The sequence below is a fragment of the Aquirufa aurantiipilula genome, from assembly GCF_019923745.1.
Taxonomy (GTDB): domain Bacteria; phylum Bacteroidota; class Bacteroidia; order Cytophagales; family Spirosomataceae; genus Aquirufa; species Aquirufa aurantiipilula.
The window spans coordinates 72,352-91,415 of sequence record NZ_JAANOG010000004.1 but is presented as its reverse complement, the minus strand read 5'-3'; the positions used below and the strand labels follow the sequence as shown (position 1 = coordinate 91,415).

Genomic DNA, 19,064 nt, shown 5'->3' with positions numbered 1-19,064 from the left:
TAGTTTATAATTTTATTCCCCAAGTTTTGTTCAATTTTCTACCCAATAAAGCATTGGCTTCTGCATCATTGAATTTTTCCGTTTTCGGATTCCATTCCAATGATTTATTTACCGCATAGGCAATGTTTCCAATATTACATACCGAAGCTGTACGATGACCTACTTCCACATCACAAATTGGCATAGTTCTATTGCGGATGGCTTGAATAAAGTCAATGTAATGGTTTTCACTTTTGTACACATGCTTTTCATTTGGTCCAATAACCCGGTCTTTCAACTCTGGCTTAGACGTTTCTAGTTTCTTTCTAGCGCTGCGTAAAGTACCTTCTGTACCCACAAACTCTACACCACTATTCCATTCCCAAGTTTGATGTGTCATCGTTATTCCATTGGCATAGGTATAAGTTAAATAGGGTTGATCTTTCCCATTGGGTGCACTTACTTTAACAGGTCCAGATTGATCCATGTCTAAAGCCCATTGAACGATATCAAACATATGTGCCCCCCAATCTGTCATACCGCCTCCTCCAAACTCCTTGTATTTTCTCCAATTAGGAAATACATCTTGTGTAATCGGTGGAGCTAGTTCTGAATTAAATGCAACAGCCTCATTGGGTCCAAGCCATTTTTCAAAATCCAATCCTTCGGGAATGGATTGTGCAGGCAAACGATAGGCTTCAGGTGGAGGTCCTACATTCACCTTGATGGATTTTATTTCTCCAATATAGCCATTACGTATTAATTCTACTGCCTGACGAAACTCCGGCCAAGAACGCTGCATACTACCGGTTTGAAATACACGCTTATGCTTGCGAGCTGCATTTACCATGGCTCTACCTTCCTTCACTGTGAGAGACAAAGGTTTTTCACAATAGATATCTTTCCCAGCTTCCGCAGCTCGAACGGCCATAGCTGCATGCCAATGGTCTGGAGTTGCAATTACAACAGCATCCACATTTTTAGAAGCTAATAATTCACGATAATCCTGATAAACTGGAATGGTAGAATAGGCTCCCCAAGTAGGATTCTTGGCATAATTTTCTTTAACTCGGTCCAAGAATAAATTGGCCTTTGCTTGATAAACCTCGCTTATTGCGCTTATTCTCACTTGTCCTGTGGACAAAAAGGAGTTCGACAATCCACGTCCTTGTTTACCGGTACCGATAAATCCTAAATTAAGTACATCGCTAGGAGCTAGATAAGAACTTCCATCTGGTCGTTTACCTCCTAGCACATGCCTTGGAACAATCATGATTGATCCAAAGGCCAAACTGGCTTTCGAAAGAAAATCCCTCCGATTTAAGCCATCGTTATGCTTATTTTTCATTTTCAAATAGGTTAATTAATTGGCATAAATGTAAACGAATTTCACCAAATAAAAAACCTTATTTGTCTGCACTTAAATTGATTTCAGGTTCGACTTCGTTGATCTAACATAATGGCGTTTTCTCAAAGCCGAATGATAAATCAATGGAAATACCAAAAGAATGAATAGCGTAGCAGTAACTAGTCCTCCTATGATAACAACGGCTAAAGGCTTTTGACTTTCTGATCCTATACCTGTGCTCAAAGCTGCTGGTAATAATCCTATGGCAGCCATTAAAGCCGTCATCACGACGGGGCGTGTACGCGCTCGAACTGATAGTTGAATGGCTATTGCCAAGTCTGGAAGCTCTTTGGCTTGTTGGTTAATCTCTGAAATCAAAATCACCCCATTTTGTATACAAATACCAAACAAGGCAATAAAACCCACTCCTGCCGAAATACCAAAATTAATACCTGTGATGTGCAAGGCAAAAATCCCTCCAATGACTGCAAAAGGCACATTAATCAGGACATAGCCTGCGTCTTTGGCATTGCCAAACATGATGAATAATAGGACAAAAATCAAAATTAAGCTAATAGGAACTACTTGCCCCAATCGGGTTGTGGCACGCACTTGATTTTCAAATTCGCCCGCCCAACCGATGGTATACCCAACAGGTAATTTCACATTTTTCAAGACATTTTTCTGAGCTTCAGCAATGGTACTCCCCAAGTCTCTATCTCTTACTGAAAACTTAACTCCTATAAATCGCTTGGTATTATCTCGATAAATAAAGGCAGGGCCAGTGGAATTCTCTAGCACCGCTATTTCCTTCAAAGGAATTTTAGTCCCTTTGATTGTAGGAATCATCAAATACATGATGTCATTTTCGTTTTTACGGTATTCTTTTGAAAAACGAATTCGGATATCAAACTTCTTTTCTCCTTCATATTTTGAAGAGGCCGTCTTACCTCCTATCGCCATCTCAATTACGGCTTGAGCATCAGCTTTCGTTACGCCATAAATGGCCATTTTTTCTTCATCCAATAATATACTGATTTCTGGCTGACCAACATTTCTCAATATTCCCACATCCTTCACCCCTTCCACATCTTTGATTTGGTCCAATACCTGATTCGCCAACTCATCCAATTTTCCTAAATCATCTCCATAAATTTTAACAGCATTGGAAGCATTCATACCGGCAACTGCCTCCGCTACATTATCGATAATTGGTTGAGAATAATTATAATTAATCCCTTGGAAATTTTTCAATTGCTTATCCATTTCATTCACCAAGCCATCTACTGTCAACTTTCTTCCCCACTCTTCTTTAGGCTTCAAATTCACTTGCATTTGTACATAATAAAACCCACTCGGATCTGTACCATCATTACTTCGCCCAACTTGAGACAATACCCCATTCACTTCTGGAAATTTTCGAAGTTCATTGCGCAACGTCGTAACCATTTTTACGGTTTCTGGCAAAGATGAACTCATGGGCAATTTAGCCTCCACCCATAAGGCGCCTTCATTTAATGGAGGTAAAAACTCAGACCCCAACCACCTGGTAGAAAATATTGACAAGGCAAATAATGAACCTGCTAATAAGTAAGTGATTTTTTTATGAGTAAAAGTCCAATGAAAGGCCTTACCAACTATTTTATTGATAAAATCAATGAAGAAATTATGCTTTTCTCTAACATTTTTATTTAACAATACCGAGCTCAAAACAGGGACCAATGTCAAAGTAAAAATCAATGCGCCCAATAAAGCAAAACCTAACGTATATGCCAAAGGTGAAAACATTTTACCCTCAACTTTTTGGAATGAAAAAATGGGAAGTAAGGCGGATATGATAATTAGTTTTGAAAAGAAAATAGCCTTTCCTAATTCTGTACCGGTTTTCTTTATCAAGCTCATCTTAGCCAATCGATTAAAAGCTGGCATTCCTATCTTTTGAGCTCGATGATCTAATGCTACAAATAATCCCTCCACCATCACCACAGCCCCATCAATGATGATACCAAAATCGACAGCACCCAGAGATAATAAATTGGCACTCATTCCTTTTAATTTCAAACAGAAAAATGCAAATAATAAAGCCAAAGGAATGATGATGGAGACAATCAGTGTAGTTCGCCAATCAGCCATAAAAACAAATACAATCACCGTCACTAAAATAATCCCCTCCAATAAATTATGCATCACGGTTTTGGTACAATAAGCCATTAAATTATCGCGATCATAAAATGTGACCATCTTTACATCGGATGGTAAAACGCGGGAATTCAGCTCATCAATTTTAAATTTTAAACGTGCCAACACTTCTGAGGGATTCTCACCTTTTCTCATAACCACTATTCCCTCCACCACATCATCATTGTCATTTAAACCCACTTGACCTACTCTAGGCATATTACTCTCAATAACGGATGCCACATTTTTTACCAAAAGGGGATTCCCATTATTATTATCAACAATGGTATTCTCAATATCTGCTGTCGTTTTTAATAGACCTATGCCTCGCACTACAAAGGCTTGGCCATTTTTTTCAATGACATCACCCCCTACATTAAGATTCGACTTGGATACGGCATTGAATAATTCCAAGGGCGTCAAATCATATTTTTGCAGTTTTACCGGATCAATCGCTATCTCGTACGTTTTCTCTCTACCTCCAAAAGCGACAATGTCAGCAACTCCGGGTACAGCTCTTAATTGCCGGTCAATCGTCCAATTTTGAAGAGTCAGCAATTCCCTCGAATCACGATCCTTGCTTTGCAAGGTGTAGCGAAAAATTTCACCTGTTGGACCATAGGGAGGTTGCACATCAGGCTCTACGTCGTCAGGGAGCTTGACTGTTCTCAGTAAATTATTGACTTGTTGGCGTGCAAAAAAATCGTCTACATCATCTTCAAATATGACTTTTATTACAGACAAACCAAACATGGTGATACTCCGTACATTGGTCTTTCTTTGAACACTATTCATTGATATTTCAATGGGAGTTGTCACGAAGCGTTCTACCTCCTCTGCACTTCTACCATTCCATTCCGTTACCACAATAATTTGGGTGTTGGTCACATCAGGAAAGGCTTCAATTGGGATATTTAAGTACGAGACCACACCCCCTAAGGTTAAAAGACTAACCCAGAAAAAGGTAAAAAAACGATTCTTTAAAGAGAATGCCAGTATATTTTTAATGAACTTGTTCATAAGCTTATGATATTATAATTCAGTATGTACTCGAAGTCCCCAAACAGTCAGTGGACCACGATCAATGTTATATCCAGGGTTAATCACCCATTGAAAATCTGGTGAAAGGGTAAACGGACTATGCGGAACTTGAAAACTGTAAAATGCTTCCAAAATATTTTCAAGACCATAATTCAACTTCCCATCCCCAATCATAAAACCATTACCTCCCAATTCCTGATATTTTTGATGTGAAGTAGAAAGACCATTGGCCACCCAGGCAATTCCAGCAAAATCCTGTTTCCTATTCCATGATTTACCCCAAAAATGAAAACCCAAAGAAATGGATTCATCAATTTCGGTAAAGGCCCAAGTCTCATTTTTCCCATCACTCCATCCGTAACGTGCAAATACTCCCAATACATCTGAATAGCTTAATTCAGCATTTAAACCAAAACCATATTTAGTCCTGAAAGGACTTCTTGTCGAAGTAATATCGGGCATTCCAAAGCGCATATTGGCCAGATCATAATTTCCCATAGCTGCCTGATTACGGTATCCAAGCACCCGAAAAATACCAGTCCAAGATGATGTCATTTGAAAGGGCTTGGTCAATTCTACGTTGATTCCATTGGCCTTATCGAATTGATAATCCAAATCAGGACCATTGGCGGAAGTAGGTACAGCAGAAAATGAGGCGCGCGCTTCCCAATTCGGAGTTGTATAGGCTGCATAAATTCCTGAAGTATAGCCGCGGGTATTAGCCGCATAATCCCAACTTCCTTGATTCATTAAAGACCAATTCATAAAATGAGCTCTTGGGTCATGCGAGTAAGCGTTAAAATCAAAATAATCCGACAAGCCATATTTCCCAATCACTAATTTCAAATTTCGAAGATGAGCTAGTTCAAAATTCTGTTCCAAAAGCAATCTTGCCACATAAACCACTGGCTCTGGATTTCCTATTCTAAATGTTTCCCCATTGGTGAAACCTCCCAAACCTTTTGCTTGGGAAAGTCCTTTTCCTCCCGACAATTCTGGATTAAAGGTAAAACTGGCTCCTTTCCATAATGGAACATCCAAAAACAAGGTGGAGGTTAAGGACAGAGCCCCTTCTTCTCTATTTTGTAAGCTATTTTCTCCCGAATACAAAGCATCAAAAGCGGCATGATACTGATATACAGCTGTTTGCTGAAAATGTAGACTCATTTTCCTCTGTGTAGAATCCGATTGAGCCAATATGCGGGTCCCAACAGAAAAAACCAATAAAACGATGGTGCTAATTCGCATTTCTTATCTGCAAAAACTTAATCGTTCAATGCATCATAGATGAGCATTCCATTCTTAGAAATCACTTTTTCTCCTTTTTGCAATCCATGCTGTATGTAGGAAATATTACCTAACTGACGGTATACTTCTACTTGACGAGTTTCAATGTTGGCCCGATCTTTAAAAATCATCACCCAATTTTTACTCTTATCAAAAATGACCGAAGAAGAAGGTACAGCAATCATTTGATCATGTTCAGAATATCGAACATCCACCATGGCATTCATTTCTGGCTTTAATTTGTAGGTCGCGTTGGGAATTCTAACGCGCACTTTCATGGCTTTCGTTTCAGGATCAATGGCCGAAAATATTTTATCAATCTTCCCTTTATACACCTCATCCGCGTAACTCAAGGTGCGCACATCCGCCTCATATCCTACTTGAACCTTAGGAATATCACTTTCATTGACATTGGCCATAGCCCAAACCTCGTTGATCTCAGCTATCGAAAACAAAGCATCCGATTTATCAGGACGAATCTGCTCATTTGGGCTAATCTCCTTTTGAACAATAAAACCACTCATAGAAGCCGTCACATTGTAAATAGAGCCTTTTTTCAAATTATAAATACTGAAAACTTCATTGATACGAACCAATTCTGCCTTTTGTCGATCCAATTCCCGCTCTGCTGAAACCACGTCTTTTTCGGAAGACAATTTACTTTTATACAAGTCGCGAGCCACCTGAAGATTTTTCTCCGCCACAGCCACGTCTCCTAAAGCATCCAATCGATCACGCTCATAACCTGCTACTTCACCACTTCGAATAACAGCCAACACTTGACCTTTCTTCACATAATCCCCTAGTTCAGCATTGATTTTAATAACATTACCTCCCACAATGGAATAAATTTGAGCGAGTTTGTTATTGTCTGCCTGAATTTTCCCAAACAATCGAATTTCATTTTTCACCTCTTGGAAATCAGCGGTATAAAATTCGCATCGGGCCATCATGGTATCACTCAAGCGAAATGCCACGGCTTTATCAGATTCTGTATTTTCTTTATTGCAAGAAAGCATCAGAAAAGTGGCTGCAATAGCCATCAATACTACATTTTTCATATCTAGAATAATTCTTTACCTGTACTTAATTTTATTTGTTCGGCTGAAGTAGCCAATTGCATTTTAATCCGGGAGATTTCAGAAAGGGCATTATTGTAGGATTCGAAAAAATCCACAAATTCAATCAAACTTACATTCCCCTTTTGGAAGTTTTCAGTCATACCTTTCAGCGTTATTTCAAAGTCCTCATCGTATAATTTATTATTTTTTAAATACTCAGCTACCGTTTGTTTATACTGCCAATAGGTATTTTGAACCTCGGCAATTACTTGGCTTTTAAGCCCTTCGACAAACAAATGTTTCGCTTTGATTTGCGTCTCAGCCGATTTGATATTTCCTTGATTTTTATTCCAAAACATCAAAGGAATAGCCAGCCCCAAATTCACTTGGCGTTGAAAAGCGCCACCTCTTTGGTCATAAGAAGAAAACAAGGTGATATCGGGTTTCGCCAATTTCTTTTGAAGGGTAAAATACTGTTCAGCAAAAACAGCATCTTTTTTACCCAATAATAAATCGGGTCTATTTTCCAATGCTTGATCAATTAATAATTGTACATCAAATGGCTGAATAAAACTTTGAATATCCGCGTCGGTTACTTTGGGAACTACAATGCTTTTGGTTTGAAGTAATGTCTGAACTTTAGATAATTGATGAAAATAATCACCATAAATAGAAGCGCGTTCATTGCTTAGATTTAAATAAACACCTTTTAAACGGACGACATCTTTTAAAGGAATATTTCCTTTATGTGCCTGATATTCATAGGTGCTAATTATATTATCCACCATGGCCATTTGCTTACTGTACTTACCGATCAAGATTTGCTGTTGATTCAATAAATAGAGGCCCGTGTGTAATTCAAATTTCAATTGACGTATCAAATCCTGAAAAGCGAACTCAGCCATTTCTACATTGGTTTTTGCCAAATCAATTTGTGCTTTCCTTTTCCCTCCCAATAAAATCAATTGCTCCAATTGAATACTTTGTTGACCTGAATTACCCAAATGGAAAATCTTATTGTTTTCCGGATCAATGGCATTCATGTCGAGGGTTAAAACTGGATTGGGGTATAAGGATGCTTGTAGCACCTGAGCCTTTTGAACGTCTATGTTCAAGGAAGTAGCCAATAGTTGATAATTCGTACTTAAAAAAACCTTATCAGCTTGAGCTATGGAGATCGACAAAGTATCTGATTGTGCCTTACCGCTATAAGCCAGCAAAAGCATCAAAAAAAGGCTGTTAATTTTAAAGTAGGACATAGCTAATCTTTTATGTCCACAAAACTGAAAAGATTAGACTTAAAATGAACTTAAAACGAAAATTAAACAGACAATTAGCTGGATATCAATTATTTATGAATTTAATTTTACAGGAAAGTGAAGTGAAAATACATTGCGAGAATTCGCATCTACTTGATAATCTATTTTACCCCCATGCAATTGCATGATTTTATTCACTAATACCAAGCCCAATCCAAAACCTCGTTTTCCTTGACTATTGGTACCTCGAAAAAAATGTTGAAATAAGAAAGGGACTTCGGAAGATGAGATGGAGGGCCCTTCATTAGAAAAGAGAATTTTCAGTTCGCCGTATTGAAACTGAAACATAATTTCAGCTTTATTCGTCGTGGAATAATGAATACAATTTAATAAAAGGTTTTGAACGGCCATTTGAATCAAACGAACATTTCCTTCGATGAGCAATTTGTCTTCTTGCTCAATTTCAGGATGAATGTTTATATCAAACTTAAACTGAGGATATAACTTTTTGGCTTCCGAACATGCATCAAATACTATTTCATCTAAACGGATTCGCTGAAAGCTTAAATTCGCATGAGTTTCAACTTTTGCTATTTCTAACAAGGCATTAATCATTTCACCCAAAAGCTGGGTGTCTTCTTTTTGGTTTTGAATCCCTTTTAACAATAGAGCTGGATCCTTTTCCTTTTCCAAGTTTTCCAAATTACTGACCAAAATAGCAATAGGAGTTTTTAATTCGTGTGAAATATGGTGTACCGCATGTTTTTGAAAAGCAAAAGAATTTTGCAAACGACGCATTAGCTCATTAAACCTTTGTGCCAATAAATAGATCTCATCTTTGTTTTCAGGAATGGGTAATAAACTCTGAGGCGTTTCCATGTTGATGATTTTCAACGCCGCTGCCATTTGAATAATAGGCTGTGTTATCTGTTTAGATAGGATAAAGGAACTGATTAAGATTAAAGCAGATATTAATACAAAGAATACCCACAAGATATTTTTTAAGAAGTCCAATTTTGAATGACCGAATTTATCGTAGGCCTTAGAAATTCCATAAAATTGCTTTCCTCGAATTCTAAAAGTAACTCCAACTACATCTAAATCTCCTTCGACAGTTTCTATGATTGGTCTCTTGGAATTTAATTCATTTAATAATTCAGTAGAAAACTCGATTTTGGTATCGTCAATACTAGAATAAATTAGTTTTTTTTGAGCATCAAAAAGTAAGGTCTTTTCTCTAAATAATTTATTAACTGTCAATTCTCCCATGGATTGAATGATATCCTGATCTAGTTCCCTTACTTCGGCTAAGATTCCCATGGTAGAGAAAATATGATCTTTTACTCGCTGCTGAAACTCTTCTTTTCGATAATTTTTGAATACCGTAAAAAGCAATAGAAATGTAACACCTACCACTGTGATAGATAAAACAGAAAAGTAGATTAAGATCCTTTGTCTAATGCTCATGTGAACTTAAGTAATATCCAAAACCCACTTTGGTTTTGATTAAGTTAGTCGCAAATGGTTTGTCTATTTTCTTCCTAAGAAAGTTAATATACACTTCAATGGTATTGTTGTTTTCATCCAAAGAGCCTCCCCAAATATCTCGATTCAATTCTCTTTTTGTGACTAATTTACCTTTGGCATTTGCCAATTTAAGTAATAAATTAAACTCTCTGGGTGTCAGGTTTATAGGGGTTTTTCCTCGACTGACCGACTGTGTCCCCAAATCAATAGTTAAATCCTCCATCTGAATGATACTGACTGATTCAGGAATTGGCTGATTTTTTGAACGTTTCAATAAGGCTTTGATTCGGGCCATCACCTCCCGCATAAAAAATGGTTTAGTTAAATAGTCATCAGCCCCTACCTCAAATCCATGCATTTTATCATCAAGGTCGTCAAATGCCGTTAACATCAAAATAGGTGTATGCGAATTAACTTGTCTAAATTCCCTGCAAAGTGTTAATCCATCTTTATAGGGTAAATTTATATCCAAAACAATAGCATCATAAACCTTTTCTTCCATCAATTTCTGAGCGGTCAAACCTTCTCTAGCTATTTCCACTAAGTAACCCTCTTGAAAAAAATAGTCGTGGATATTCTGACAAATCCGAGGATCATCTTCCACCAATAATATTTTCACTTGACTCTTCATGAACTAGGAATTGAAAATAAAACCCTATGCTAATTTCTATTACTTACTTCTTCATATACTCCCCAATTAGCTGTTCATGGGTAGAAGTACTTTGCGACAAGGCTTGAGCAATTTGCGCTTTTTCTTTCTCAGATCTATTCTGACTTATTTTCTTTTTGGCTTGAATTTCAGAAATTTCCATGTCAAACGCGACGATTCCCTGCATCATGTTCAATTTATACGCTTCTGATAAACCATCCCATTGCTTTTTATATTCTTGCTCAAAGAAATTGATGCTTTCTTCTAAAATGGCTTTTGTTTCTTCCAAGGTTTCTATTAATCTGGCCTGACCATATAGATGTACTGTCATGTAATTCCAAGTCGGAACATTCTGCTCTTTTTCGTAATATTTGGGTGAGATATAGGCATGAGGCTCTTGAAAAATCACCAAACTCTCTTGTGCTTCTAAGTGCTTCCATTGTTCATTCGCTTTGGCAAAATGAGCTCGTAAAACAATCTTATTATTGTTCAAATGAGAAATAAAAGGCAAGTGAGTGGCTACCTGTCGACCATTTACCACGGAAATGATCGTTCCAAAACTAAATCTTTGAATGAAGTCGACGATTTCACCTAAATCTGTTACCTGATTGATTGGCTGGATATACATTGTTCAGCGGATTTAACGGAACAAATGTATTCATTTCAAGTGAAGGGTGGACTTTATGAAAATAAAAAAAGACAAATCTGAATTAGATTTGCCTTTTTAGCAGAGGGGAAGGGATTCGAACCCTCGATAAGCTTGAGACCTATACACACTTTCCAGGCGTGCTCCTTCAACCACTCGGACACCCCTCTGTTTGGGAGGGCAAAACTAATCAATTCTTTTGAAGAATGGAAGTAGGCAATCACATCCTTTCTATTTTATTCTGAATTCAAGTTAAATTGACGACACTTCTAGAAATGATTTATACCTGCAAGCAACATGAATTTCAGAAATGGAAAATTCTTTACATCAACAGCAATGTTAAACACCAAATAGTCGATTACTTTCAAAGTTTACTCGGTAAAAGTTTTTTACATTCGATTGAAAAATCTTTGGTCGAATAGCGTTGAATTTGTAATTTTGCCTAAAATCTATATATTATATAGAGTATATCAGATTAAACAAATGCCATTATGCAAAGCTTCCGCTCAGAAATAGAGAATCCTATAGTAGAAAAAGACATCATTGACCTTGCTAACAAAATTGCTCAATTCAGAGCTGGCGAGATTCATGAAGAGAAATTCCGTAGCTTACGATTGGCTCGTGGTGTTTATGGCCAGAGACAACAAGGGGTACAAATGGTCCGCATTAAACTTCCTTATGGTAAAATCAAGTTTAATCAATGGAGACGTATTGCTGCTATTTCGGACGAATATTCTACTGGAAATTTGCATTTAACAACGCGTCAAGATATTCAAATTCACTTTGTTTCTTTAGATCGCACTCCTGAATTATGGGCTAAATTAGAACAAGACGATATTACATTACGTGAAGCCTGTGGCAATACTGTTAGAAATATCACAGCCTCTCCTACCTCGGGAATAGATCCATTGGAACTATTTGATGTAAGTGCTCATGCTGATACGGCTTTCCGTTATTTACTAAGAAACCCGATCTGTCAAGAAATGGGAAGAAAAGTGAAAATTTCTTTTTCTAATACCGACGAAGATACTTCCCTAGCATATTTGCATGATATGGGCTTTATCCCTAAAATCCAACAAGGTGAAAAGGGATTTAAAGTGGTCGTAGGTGGAGGCTTAGGTGCTCAACCGATGTTAGCTTATACTGCCTATGAGTTTTTAGCTGAGAATAAAATCATTCCATTCATGGAAGCTGTATTGCGGGTTTTTGACCGTCATGGAGAAAGAAACTCTCGTCATAAAGCTCGTATGAAGTTTTTAATTCAAAAGATTGGATTTGAGGCATTCATGGATTTAGTCAATGCGGAAACGAAAGCATTAAAGAATCAAATAGTAGAAATCCCTAAGGATGGTGTTTGGGAAGTTTCTATTCCAACAAAATTATCAGACCATACCGAGGATGGTTCTGCTGAGTACCAGACTTGGTTAAGTTCCAATACCTTTGAACAAAAACAAGCCGGCTATTTTGGTGTGTATGTTCGCATTCTAAATGGTAATATTTCCAGTGATACTTCCAGAAGTATCATGCAAGCTTTGGAAGGATATATTGGAGATGATGTTCGCATCACAATTAATCAAGGTTTATTGTTCAAATTTGTTCCTCAACAAAATTTGGCATATGTATACCAAGTCTTAAAAGAGCATGGCTTAGCTTCTCCTGGAGCCAATTCCGTAGCGAATATAACAGCTTGCCCAGGTACAGATACATGTAATTTGGCCATTTCAGATTCTACCAATATTACGTCCAAATTAGAAGAAGTTATCTCGCAAGATTTTCCTGAGTTAATTCATGACAGCCAAATGAAAATCAAAATTTCTGGTTGTATGAATGCTTGTGGACAACACAGTATGGCCAGTATTGGATTTCATGGATCATCATTAAAAGCTCCTGATAAGCGAGTACTTCCTGCACTTCAGGTTCTTTTAGGAGGAGCCACTTTAGGAAATGGAGAAGGTAAAATTGCTGATAAAGTGATTAAAGTACCATCAAAAAGAGGGCCTGAAGTGTTACGCGTAGTCCTAAACAACTATGAAGAAAATGCTTTAGAAGGGGAATATTTCCACCAATACTATGACCGTCAGGGAGAAAAATATTTCTACACCTTGTTGAAGCCAATCGCTGATTTACAAACATTGGTTGATGACGATTTTATTGATTGGGGTGCGGCAGAAGCTTTTCATACAGAAATCGGCGTGGGTGAATGTGCCAGTGTGATCATTGATTTAGTAGCGACTTTGTTATTTGAATCCGAAGAAAAATATGACTGGTGTAAAAATGCCTTAGAAGATAAGCGCTGGGCAGATGCTATTTATCATGCATACAGTGTATTTGTTTCTGCTGCCAAAGCTTTATTATTAGATAAGAGTGTACAAGTTTCTACCCAGAATGCCGTCATTACCAAATTCGATGAACACTATGTACAAACAGGTGATTTTGATTTACAAGCTGAAAGCTTTGCTGCATTAGTGCTTCAGATCAACCAACATGAACCTAGCGAAGCATTTGCTAAAGCCTATGCACAGCAAGCTTTGAGCTTTTTAGAAACTGCCAGTTTATTCCGCCAATCTATCGCAAGTAATTAAGATGATCCAACAATTAAGTCGATTTAAATCATTAGAACCGCAACCTAAACTCAGCGTAGTAGGGGCAGGCCCTGGTGACCCTGAATTGATTACTTTAAAAGCTATCAAAGCTTTACAAAGTGCTCAAGTAGTTTTATTTGATGCATTAGTAGATACTAGCTTATTGGAGCATTGTTCTGAGGGCTGTGAAAAAATATTTGTTGGAAAAAAAGCAGGAGAAAGTCATTCGCAAGATGCGATAAATGCGCTCATCGTTAAAAAGGCATATGAACTAGGGCATGTTGTTCGCTTAAAAGGAGGTGACCCTTTTGTCTTTGGAAGAGGGCAAGAAGAAATAGAATATGCCAAGCAATTTGGTCTAATAACGGCCTATATCCCAGGTATTAGCTCATCCTATGCGGCCGCTGGTGCAGCCGATATTCCATTGACAATCAGAGGAGTAAATGAAAGTTTTTGGGTCATGACTGGCACAAAATCGGATGGTTCATTAAGTAATGATTTACAGCTTGGTTTACAATCAACTGCTACCATCATTATATTGATGGGTATGCATCGATTGGCTGAAATTTCGAAAATTTGTCAAGAGGCTGGGAAAGCACACGTATCTGCAGCTATTGTTCAGAATGGTACTATGTCCCAACAAAAAGTAGGTCTTGGCATCGCTGGAGAACTTGAAAATTTGGCCAAAAATGAAGACCTTCGCAATCCCGCAGTTATTATTATTGGCGAGGTTGTTCGACATGCCAAGAAAGATATTTGGGAAAAAGTATCTCACCTAATTAAAAAAAATGAGCAATAGAATTTCAATATCAAGTGGCTCTCCATTTGAAGACGTATTTGGTTACTGTCGTGCAGTAAAAACAGGAAATTTATTAGAAATCTCGGGTACAGTAGCCTTGATTGATGGCGACAAAGTAAAAGAGGATGATTTATATGCACAAACCTATAATATCATCGAACGAATCGCGGTAGTCTTAGAAGAAGCGGGTTCTTCCATCAATGATGTAGTGAGAACACGTATTTTCACCACAGATATTTCCAAAAACTTAGATATTGCCAAGGCACATGCTCATTTCTTTGGAGCAGTAAAACCCACCACTGGCATTTATGAAATCTCGGCATTAATTGCGCCGCAGTATAAAGTGGAAATAGAATTCACCGCTTGGGTTAAAGAATAAACTTATAAGTTTCTTGATACAATAATTCAAAAAACACTCCGTTTGACAAACGCTGTCAAGGTTTGAAACCTTGACAGCGTTGTAAAAAAGCAGCTTTACATCAAGTGGCTTTCTGCCTCTTTTTTCAATAATTCTTTATCAATAGGGACTACCCCTAAGGACTCACAAACTAGGCCTCCACCCAAATTGGCTAAGGAAGCTATTTGTCTTGCTGGTAATCCCAAAGCCAAGGCACAAGCAGCAATAGAAATCACTGTATCACCAGCACCAGACACATCTGCAATTTTTCTAATGTGAGCTGGTATTCGTACTTGCTCTTGTGCTAAATCCATCAAGACTCCTTTTTCAGAAAGCGTGACAAATACCCCATCAAAACCTTGACTTTCTTTAAACTGATGAACTGTTTCTACTAATTTTTGACCTTCCAAATCTTCCGGAAACAGGCCTAAACCATCGCGTAATTCATGCAAATTTGGCTTAAATAAGGTTGCTCCTCGGTAATTAAAAAAGTTGCGCTTCTTGGGATCTACCACGGTAGGAATCCCTTGCTTTCTAGCCAAAGTAATCACTTCTTGTATGAATGGCTCATTCAACACCCCCTTGTCATAATCTTCAAAAATGATAACATCTACTTCCTTGATACACGCTTTTACCTTCTCTAAAAGGGCCTTTGAACTCTCCAATTGAACAGACTTATCTGTTTCTGAATCAACACGTAATAATTGCTGAGAACCAGCTATAATTCTTTCTTTAATGGAAGTAGTCCTTCCTTTTTCTTCCACAATCCCACTTAATGAAATCCCTTCCTTCTCCAATAAGGATTTTAATTGTGCTCCTGCTTCATCATCACCCACTACAGAAACTACCCAAGGTTTAGCTCCTAAACTTGCGATGTTCATCACCACATTTCCTGCTCCACCCAATCTAGCTTCTTTCTTAATAACTTGAACTACAGGCACTGGAGCTTCTGGAGAAATGCGACTCACCTTTCCCCAAGTGTAAGCATCGATCATTAAATCACCAATGACCAATACCTGCAATTGATCAAAACCTTTGAAAATATCGTTTACTGTTTTCATAACTAACCCCCAATACTCGTCATAGACTCGTTTATAATTCCTTTTCTATTTTTTTCTGCCTCAAAACCATCTTTGGGTCTATTCCCAAATAAAGTAATGAAAGTTTGTCTAATTTCTTCGTCGCTAACACCTTGTCGAATAAATGCTTTTAAATCAAAAACCCCATCATCATACAAGCAGGTTTTTACCTCTCCCATAGCAGTCAACCTGATTCGATTGCATGTGCCACAAAAAGTCCGACTAAACGCCGCAATGACCCCTACATCTCCTTTAAATCCTGGTATTTGATATCGCAATGCCGTTTCCCCATAAGCTGCATCCATGACTGGCATATTTCCAAAATGCGCTTTCAAATGGTCCGCAATTTTGATAAAATCCCATTTTAACACGGCAGGACCTTTCCCTGATCCATTGAAGGGCATTTCCTCTATAAACCGAACTGAAATAGGATATTTTTCAGTTAATTGAGCTAATGGAATAATGTCCTGATCATTTTTTCCTTCCATCACCACAGCATTAATTTTCACCTTAAAATCAGCTTCAATTAATCGCATCATAGCGGAATAAACGACATCAAAATCATCTCGACGTGTAATTTGATGAAAGCGTTGCCTATCCAATGAATCCAAACTCAAATTGATGGACCGTATACCTAATGCTTGCAATTGGGGTATATGTTTATCCAACAAAACACCATTGCTAGTCAAACAAACTTCTAATCCCTCAAGCCGACTAAGCTTTTCAAGGAATTCCATAATCCCTTGTCTTATCAATGGCTCCCCTCCGGTAATTCTAACTTTTCTTAATCCAAGGACATACAATTGTTGCACAATACGCAACATTTCTTCCCAAGTCAACAATTGTTTCTCAGGCAAATAATGAATTCCATCCTCAGGCATGCAATAAAAGCAACGCAAATTACATCGATCCGTAACGGCCAATCGCAGATAGGTCATTTCTCTCCCATGATTATCATAGAGAATAGGGCGGGATGAAGGTAAGCTTTGAGAAATATCCAATATATTTGTATTATACACAAAGGTACAAAATCGACCTCAAACGAATGCCAAACTATCGAATTCTCCTTTTTGGTTTAACTAGGGATTTGCTTCAAAATAAAGAAATTGTGGTAAGTACCGATAAAATACTAACTGCCTCTCAGCTTTTAGACCAGTTAAAATCCAACTATCCATCCTTAGCCAATCTTCCTTCTTTACGTATTGCCGCTGAACATCATTTTCCAGAAGCTAATTTTATCTTACAAGAAGGCATGGAAATTGCCCTAATTCCACCAGTGAGTGGCGGTTAAACAACAAAGAACTGTATATTTGCACATTAAACTCGTGTAACCCGATGGGCTTAACCCCCTTATTTATTGGCCTCCTCCTTTTTCCTTGGATTTCGGCCATGCTCATCGCCATTATTTCTAACATTCCCAAAAGCTTAATTGCTACTTTTTCTATTCTTTTATCTCTAGTCCAATTCATTGGATTAGCTTATTTTGTTTTTCAATCAAATGGAAATCAAGCATCCATTCATATCGATTGGTTTACTTTAGGAGATACTGTATTTAGGGCAAGTTTTGAAGCTAGTTCCTCCGCCCAATTGGTAGCTTTATTGGTGGCACTAGTAGCCTTTTTTGTACAAATTTTCTCCAGTTCTTACCTAAAGGATGAAGCTAATTTAGCCCGATATTATTTGTATTTGCACCTTTTTGCAGCCGCTATGTTTGGCTTGTTATTTGCTGATCAAATATGGATATTTTATGCCTCCTGGGAAATGGTTGGAGCTTGTTCCTACTTGTTAATCAGCTTTTGGTATCAAAAGAATGTGTCCATACAAGCTGCTAAAAAAGCTTTTTTATTAAATCGTTTTGGGGATATTGGTTTACTCATTGGCTTAATAGGATTGTCGATTCATTTTAATACCATGGAATTTTCTGGTATGCAGATTGGTTCAGTAGGCCCAGCCCCAATTGCCATTGGAATCGCCTTATTAGCCGGCGCCATTGGAAAATCAGCCCAATTCCCATTGATGTCTTGGCTTCCGGATGCTATGGAAGGACCGACACCTGCTTCGGCATTAATTCATGCCGCTACTATGGTGGCTGCCGGAGTTTATTTAGGAATTAAAATTTATCCGATAACGGGTGAAGATACCCACCTTTTTATGGCAGCCTTTGGGGCCATTTCTCTAGTCAGTGGCGCCGTTTTTGCCCTGTTCCAAAATGACATAAAAAAAGCATTAGCTTACTCAACCATTTCTCAATTGGGCCTGATGTGGATGGGTATGGGTTCTGACGCTTCCTTGTTACATTTAGTGGTGCACGGTATTTTCAAAGCAGGCTTATTTCTCTCAGCTGGCTCGGTTATTCATTATTTACACCATCAAAAATCTAGCCATCACCTGGATGCCCAAAGTTTAAACCAGATGGGTGGACTAAGAAAAGTACTACCTTGGACGGCTCTTGGATATGGTGTTTTTGCCGCAGGACTCATGGGCTTACCATTCACTAACGGATTTTACAGTAAAGAGAATTTAGCTGGATTCCTTTGGGAAAATGCACAAAACAGTCCATTTTATCCCATCTATTGGACTTTACTTGCCTGTTTAGGGGTAGGTATGTTCTTAAGTAATTGGTATATCAGTCGACAATTCTACCTGATTTTCTTGGGTAAAAATCGAGCCCAACTAGATTTAGAAAAACCTGAAAAACAGGATATTGCCCAACATGTCCCTGTGCTTTTCTTGGCTTTATTCAGTTTGTTTTTCTGGACCAGCACCCAGGTCTTACATGCCGAAGATTCTTGGCTATTACATTGGTTTCAAATAAAAATAATTGATGTTCCTGGCTTTTGGTTAGTCATAACAGTTTGTGGTTGGGTAATGGGTATCACTTTAACCTGGTTAAGCAGACATTGGGTACCATCAAAAAATTACCAGTTCTGGCCAGCTTTTTGGCCTAGCATATTCCAATTCATCCCTTGGAAAGCCCGTTGGACAAATATTATTGACAGTCTTTTATTAGATCGGTTTTTGATTTGCTTAGCACAATTACAAGTGGTCACTGGTCATATCATTGCATGGATAGACCAATCCTTGGTGGATGGAATTCTGGTAGGGTTCAGCACAAGAATGAGCCAATTCTCTGGCCAATTACTAAGTAAATGGCAATCAGGAAAAGTTCAGCAATATTGGATATTGGTATTTTTAACATTTGGTCTATTTTTACTTTACATATGGATGTAAA

15 protein-coding genes and 1 tRNA gene are annotated in these 19,064 nt (G+C 37.9%); 5 read left to right on the top strand and 11 right to left on the bottom strand.

The window, feature by feature from the left end; genetic code table 11:
- Positions 1-4: 4 nt before the first annotated feature.
- From G9H60_RS05685 to G9H60_RS05645, 9 genes are all read right to left on the bottom strand, one after another.
- Complete coding sequence (locus G9H60_RS05685) at positions 5-1,327, bottom strand: Gfo/Idh/MocA family protein (RefSeq protein WP_223143121.1); 1,323 nt, start codon at positions 1,325-1,327, stop codon at positions 5-7.
- Positions 1,328-1,399: 72 nt separating this feature from the next.
- Entirely contained in the window at positions 1,400-4,525 is a 3,126-nt protein-coding gene (locus tag G9H60_RS05680) for an efflux RND transporter permease subunit (protein ID WP_223143120.1), read from the bottom strand.
- Positions 4,526-4,537: 12 nt separating this feature from the next.
- Positions 4,538-5,713: a carbohydrate porin gene (locus tag G9H60_RS05675; RefSeq protein ID WP_262899960.1), complete on the bottom strand. Its 1,176-nt coding sequence runs from the start codon at positions 5,711-5,713 to the stop codon at positions 4,538-4,540.
- 98 nt (positions 5,714-5,811) lie between these two features.
- Complete coding sequence (locus G9H60_RS05670; protein ID WP_223143118.1) at positions 5,812-6,894, bottom strand: efflux RND transporter periplasmic adaptor subunit; 1,083 nt, start codon at positions 6,892-6,894, stop codon at positions 5,812-5,814.
- A gap of 2 nt (positions 6,895-6,896) precedes the next feature.
- A complete protein-coding gene (locus G9H60_RS05665; protein ID WP_223143117.1) occupies positions 6,897-8,153 on the bottom strand; it encodes a TolC family protein in 1,257 nt (418 codons plus the stop codon).
- Between the two features lie 93 nt (positions 8,154-8,246).
- Entirely contained in the window at positions 8,247-9,620 is a 1,374-nt protein-coding gene (locus tag G9H60_RS05660) for a HAMP domain-containing sensor histidine kinase (RefSeq protein WP_223143116.1), read from the bottom strand.
- On the bottom strand, positions 9,610-10,311 hold the full coding sequence (locus tag G9H60_RS05655; RefSeq protein WP_262899959.1) for a response regulator transcription factor: 702 nt from the start codon (positions 10,309-10,311) through the stop codon (positions 9,610-9,612). The genes G9H60_RS05660 and G9H60_RS05655 overlap by 11 nt, the downstream gene beginning before the upstream one ends.
- A gap of 43 nt (positions 10,312-10,354) precedes the next feature.
- The gene (locus G9H60_RS05650) at positions 10,355-10,957 is read right to left on the bottom strand and encodes an FMN-binding negative transcriptional regulator (RefSeq protein ID WP_223143115.1); all 603 of its coding nucleotides are present in this window, start codon (positions 10,955-10,957) and stop codon (positions 10,355-10,357) included.
- Positions 10,958-11,057: 100 nt separating this feature from the next.
- Positions 11,058-11,145: transfer RNA gene (locus tag G9H60_RS05645), tRNA-Ser, on the bottom strand.
- Positions 11,146-11,466: 321 nt separating this feature from the next.
- Here G9H60_RS05645 and G9H60_RS05640 point away from each other — a divergent pair.
- Genes G9H60_RS05640 through G9H60_RS05630 form a run of 3 tightly spaced genes read left to right on the top strand, consistent with a single transcriptional unit; the run spans position 11,467 to position 14,735 of the window.
- A complete protein-coding gene (locus G9H60_RS05640) occupies positions 11,467-13,557 on the top strand; it encodes a nitrite reductase (RefSeq protein ID WP_223143114.1) in 2,091 nt (696 codons plus the stop codon).
- A gap of 1 nt (position 13,558) precedes the next feature.
- Positions 13,559-14,356: a uroporphyrinogen-III C-methyltransferase gene (gene cobA / locus G9H60_RS05635; protein WP_223143113.1), complete on the top strand. Its 798-nt coding sequence runs from the start codon at positions 13,559-13,561 to the stop codon at positions 14,354-14,356.
- Positions 14,346-14,735 (top strand): RidA family protein, encoded by a 390-nt coding sequence (locus G9H60_RS05630; protein WP_223143112.1) that lies wholly within the window; start codon positions 14,346-14,348, stop codon positions 14,733-14,735. The genes cobA and G9H60_RS05630 overlap by 11 nt, the downstream gene beginning before the upstream one ends.
- A 95-nt stretch (positions 14,736-14,830) precedes the next feature.
- Here the strand turns inward: G9H60_RS05630 and G9H60_RS05625 are convergent, their stop codons facing one another.
- Positions 14,831-15,814: a bifunctional heptose 7-phosphate kinase/heptose 1-phosphate adenyltransferase gene (locus G9H60_RS05625; protein WP_223143111.1), complete on the bottom strand. Its 984-nt coding sequence runs from the start codon at positions 15,812-15,814 to the stop codon at positions 14,831-14,833.
- Positions 15,815-15,816: 2 nt separating this feature from the next.
- Positions 15,817-16,797 (bottom strand): GTP 3',8-cyclase MoaA, encoded by a 981-nt coding sequence (gene moaA, locus G9H60_RS05620; RefSeq protein ID WP_223143302.1) that lies wholly within the window; start codon positions 16,795-16,797, stop codon positions 15,817-15,819.
- 80 nt (positions 16,798-16,877) lie between these two features.
- Between moaA and G9H60_RS05615 the strand changes: the two genes are divergently transcribed.
- Positions 16,878-17,123: a MoaD/ThiS family protein gene (locus G9H60_RS05615; protein WP_223143110.1), complete on the top strand. Its 246-nt coding sequence runs from the start codon at positions 16,878-16,880 to the stop codon at positions 17,121-17,123.
- 44 nt (positions 17,124-17,167) lie between these two features.
- Positions 17,168-19,063 carry an NADH-quinone oxidoreductase subunit 5 family protein gene (locus G9H60_RS05610; protein ID WP_223143109.1) on the top strand — a complete coding sequence of 632 codons (1,896 nt, stop codon included), beginning with the start codon at positions 17,168-17,170 and terminating at the stop codon, positions 19,061-19,063.
- The last annotated feature ends 1 nt before the right edge of the window (position 19,064 follow it).